This is a genomic window from Variovorax sp. 01T439_2 (genome assembly GCF_056398445.1).
In genome coordinates this window covers 1-3374 of record NZ_JBFTPJ010000666.1, presented here as the reverse complement: position 1 = coordinate 3374, position 3374 = coordinate 1, and the positions used below count along the sequence as shown (strand labels likewise).

5 protein-coding genes and 2 pseudogenes are annotated in these 3374 nt (G+C 63.8%); 3 read left to right on the top strand and 4 right to left on the bottom strand.

Annotated elements, in window-relative coordinates:
• Window positions 1–26: 26 nt before the first annotated feature.
• Window positions 27–767, top strand: a complete 741-nt coding sequence (locus tag AC1DOC_RS25500) for an ABC transporter substrate-binding protein (RefSeq protein ID WP_478079295.1) — start codon at window positions 27–29, stop codon at window positions 765–767.
• Between the two features lie 404 nt (window positions 768–1171).
• On the opposite strand, the gene AC1DOC_RS25495 is transcribed toward AC1DOC_RS25500, so the two are convergent.
• From AC1DOC_RS25495 to AC1DOC_RS25480, 4 genes and pseudogenes are all read right to left on the bottom strand, one after another.
• A complete protein-coding gene (locus AC1DOC_RS25495) occupies window positions 1172–1294 on the bottom strand; it encodes an antitoxin (RefSeq protein WP_307596761.1) in 123 nt (40 codons plus the stop codon).
• A 61-nt stretch (window positions 1295–1355) separates the two neighbouring features.
• Window positions 1356–1961, bottom strand: coding sequence for a glutathione S-transferase (locus AC1DOC_RS25490; protein WP_278879529.1), 606 nt, complete (start codon window positions 1959–1961; stop codon window positions 1356–1358).
• 176 nt (window positions 1962–2137) lie between these two features.
• Window positions 2138–2314, bottom strand: a pseudogene (locus tag AC1DOC_RS25485) (glycerol-3-phosphate responsive antiterminator); the annotation flags it as partial.
• A gap of 13 nt (window positions 2315–2327) precedes the next feature.
• A pseudogene (locus tag AC1DOC_RS25480) lies at window positions 2328–2530 on the bottom strand (FAD-linked oxidase C-terminal domain-containing protein); the annotation flags it as partial.
• A 152-nt stretch (window positions 2531–2682) separates the two neighbouring features.
• On the opposite strand from AC1DOC_RS25480, the gene AC1DOC_RS25475 reads away from it, so the two are divergent.
• Window positions 2683–3009, top strand: coding sequence for a type II toxin-antitoxin system ParD family antitoxin (locus tag AC1DOC_RS25475; RefSeq protein ID WP_478084260.1), 327 nt, complete (start codon window positions 2683–2685; stop codon window positions 3007–3009).
• 2 nt (window positions 3010–3011) lie between these two features.
• The gene (locus tag AC1DOC_RS25470; RefSeq protein WP_278879542.1) at window positions 3012–3350 is read left to right on the top strand and encodes a type II toxin-antitoxin system RelE/ParE family toxin; all 339 of its coding nucleotides are present in this window, start codon (window positions 3012–3014) and stop codon (window positions 3348–3350) included.
• Window positions 3351–3374 lie beyond the last annotated feature (24 nt).

The following is a 3374-nucleotide window of genomic DNA, read 5'->3' as shown; positions in this document are numbered from 1 at the left end:
GCAGTGCGAAGCACGGAGGTTAGCCAATGACCGCCGAATCTTCCACCCGGTCGGCACTCATGCCCGCGGGCGTGCTGCGTGCGTCGATCAACCTCGGCAACCCGATCCTCGCGCGCTGGGATGCGGCGCACGCGCAGGCGACCGGCGTGTCGGTCGATCTGGCCAAGGAACTGGCCAGGCGCCTGCAGGCCGAGCTGCAGCTCGTCGTGTTTGATGCCGCAGGGAAATCCGTCGCGGCCGTGACCGGCGAGCAGGCCGACATCGGCTTCTTCGCCGTCGATCCGCTGCGCGCAGAGGGCTTGCTCTTCACGGCGCCGTACCTGCTGATCGAAGGCAGCTACCTCGTGCGAGCGAACTCCGCGATCGCAGCCAACGAGCAAGTGGATGCCGAAGGCGTTCGGATCATGGTCGGCAAGGGCAGCGCCTACGACCTCTACCTGACGCGCGAACTCGAGCGGGCGCAGATCGTCCGTGCAGACACCTCTCCCGCGGTGGTCGACGAGTTTCTTGCTCAAGGCGTCGACGTGGCCGCCGGCGTGCGCCAGCAGCTCGCCTCCGACGCGGCAAGGCTGAAGGGCTTGCGGCTCCTGCCCGGAAGGTTCATGGTCATCCAGCAGGCGATGGGAACGCCGCGAAGCCGCGGCATTGAAGCCGCCAGCTATCTCAGCGGGTTTGTCGAGGAGATGAAGGCCTCGGGCTTTGTCGCCGAGGCCATGGTGCGCCACCACATCGAAGGTGCGGTGGTTGCGCCGTCGAGGGATGCCTGACGGACTTCGGCATCCGCCGTCCCAGGCGTCGAAGCGCACGATGAGCTGCGTCCTCGTATACGTTGACGTGACCGTCAAGCTCGGCGCGTTGATGGCCGCGAGCATGTCGCCCGCGCTGGGGATGAAGCCGGGCTTGAAGCCCAGGTTCAGTATTTCGTCGATGCGCCCGAACGGCTTTCGAACGTGTGGGTGAGCTGGAACTTCCTGCTGGAATGGACGCGGAGCTCCGGGCCTGCGCTACCTGGGCAGCGTGAGCAACGTCATTCCTTCCATCCTTCGACGGGCTCTTGCAACTGCTCGCTTCGTTCGCAGGCCTGCGGAAAGTCTGGAGGAACGATACCCAGTTGCTCCGGCATCTGCATGAACGCACGCCAGTGCGTTGGGCGCGTATTGACAGGATGACGTCATCCGGTCGCAGCATCGCGTCGAATATAGATTCCGGTGGTGCCCTCGAAGCGGAATTCCTCCGGCAGGCGCACAGCTTGGCTGTCGCCGTTGGCAAAGAGCTTGGCGGTGGATTGCTGCATGACGCACTCCAAATAGACGATGTTCCTGCCGATATATACATCGCCTTGCCAGATCAAGGGGCTACGCCATCGGCAACATGGCCTGCATCGACGGCCGCTGGTTGAACCCGGCAAACCACTTCGCGCTGTTCGGCGCCTGCGCGCGCCAGTCCACCGAGGGAAAGCGAAAGTCCATGTAGCCCAGCGCGCAGCCGAAGGCGATGGCGCCGATGTCGATGCGCTCGCCGAACGGCGCCGCCGCTTCGAGCCATTCGAGACCGGTGCGCACCTTGTCCAGCTGGCCGTCGGTCCAGTCGCTCCAGCGCAGCGCCTCGGGGCGCAACATGGTCTCGTAACGAGCGAGCAGCGCGGCACCGGTCATGCCGTCGGCCAGCGACAGCTCGGTCAGGCGCGCCCAGCGCGCAGGTCCGGCGGCAGGGAACAGGCCGCCGCCGTGTGTCGTATCGAGGTACTCACAGATCACGCGGCTGTCGAACAGCACCTGGCCGTCGTCGGTGAGGAAGGTCGGCACCTTGCCGAGCGGGTTGTTTGGGAGGATGCTGGCGTCGCGCTTCACCGGGCCGGCGGCGCTGGGCAGCTTTTCGATGCGATCGGCCACGCCGAGTTCGTGGGCCACGACCATGCACTTGCGCACGAAGGGAGACGCGGGAGAGAAGAAGATCTTCATGAAGGCGGTGTCTCGTGTTTCAGATGCATGCCACGATTGCGAGACAGAAATCGATGCCGTTCATGGGCAACCTTTCCGCTGCTCCGTATCGAGGCCCCAGATGAAGGCATCACTCGTCGACACGGCCACTGCGCCGGCCGCCAGTGCGCTGCGAACGTCGTGTGGCGTGCCAACGTCACGATCTTGTCGGCGCGGGTGATGGTTCCCACCACGGCGTGCAGCTTGCGCAATCCCACGTTCGCGACGATGGCGATCTCACTCGGGCTGTCGAGGAAGGCGTCAATCTGCTCCGTGCCGTAGAGCGTCGCGATGATCGGGTGCCGCGCAAGGYGCGCGCCGAGGGAGCGGTCCATTCGATGAAACCCAGTCTGCTTGGGCGGGCAGCTCGTCGGTCAGGCCGAGCTTGCCAAGGTTCAGGATGTTCTTGGGTCCAGCGTGCGCATGATGGCCTGCAGCACCGCAAAGGCACTGCCCAGCGAATCGGCCATGTAGGGTTCACGAAGCAATCCCACGCCGTGGTGATGACTCAAGGCGGCATTGTGGYGCACCAGCACCGCATTGGCCGCATCTCAGGCGGCCCGGCCTTGAGGTTACCCGGAGCCCTTCTCTGCTTCCTTCGCCCATGCGGACCGCACGAGGCGAAGCGAGGCGGGCACGAAATGATGTCATGGCGCGAGGCCGGCTATGGCAAAGTTTGCCATCCTGGGTTAAAGTGCTTCAGATGACGACGATGAACATTTCTCTTCCTGACGAGATGAAGGCATTTGTGGATGCACAGGTCGCAGATCGTCGTTATGGCAATGCCAGCGAGTACATGCGTGACCTCATCCGGCGGGACTTGGCACGCGAGCAGTTCCGAGCCGCCATCCTTGCCGGCCTTGAATCCGGGCCTGCCGTCGAGTGGACACCGGCATATTTCAAAGGATTGCGAGCTGAGATCGCGCATGCCGTGGCGCTGAACGCGAAAGCGGCGGGCGCTCCCGCCGAGCGCAACGCCAGGACTGCATCCGCGAAGACCGTGAAGGCTGTGAAGAGGAAAGCGACTTGAGCGTGAAGGGCGCCAAGCGATTCCTTGTCCGCCCTCGTGCCGGTGCGCAGATCACCGCCGCGATTCAATACTACGCGGTGACCATGCAGGCTCCGAGCGCGGCCAGGGGCTTTGTGGATGAGCTGCAGAGTGCCTACGAACTCATCAAGCGCAATCCCGACGCAGGCTCGCCACGTCTTGAGGCCGAGTTGGGCATGCCCGGCCTGCGTTCATGGAGACTGCCCAAGTACCCCTACCTGATCGTGTATTTCCGGCACCCGGATTTTGTGGACGTGGTGGACGTGCCGCACACACGTACCAACTACTTGGCTGCGCTGATCAACGATCTTGGTTTGCCGTAAAACCATCGAGCTACGACAACATCG

Coding starts and splice junctions, on each gene's coding strand:
- AC1DOC_RS25500 (WP_478079295.1), top strand. CDS start 27: ATGACCGCCGAATCTTCCACCCGGTCGGCACTCATGCCCGCGGGCGTG.
- AC1DOC_RS25495 (WP_307596761.1), bottom strand. CDS start 1,294: ATGCAGCAATCCACCGCCAAGCTCTTTGCCAACGGCGACAGCCAAGCT.
- AC1DOC_RS25490 (WP_278879529.1), bottom strand. CDS start 1,961: ATGAAGATCTTCTTCTCTCCCGCGTCTCCCTTCGTGCGCAAGTGCATG.
- AC1DOC_RS25475 (WP_478084260.1), top strand. CDS start 2,683: ATGACGACGATGAACATTTCTCTTCCTGACGAGATGAAGGCATTTGTG.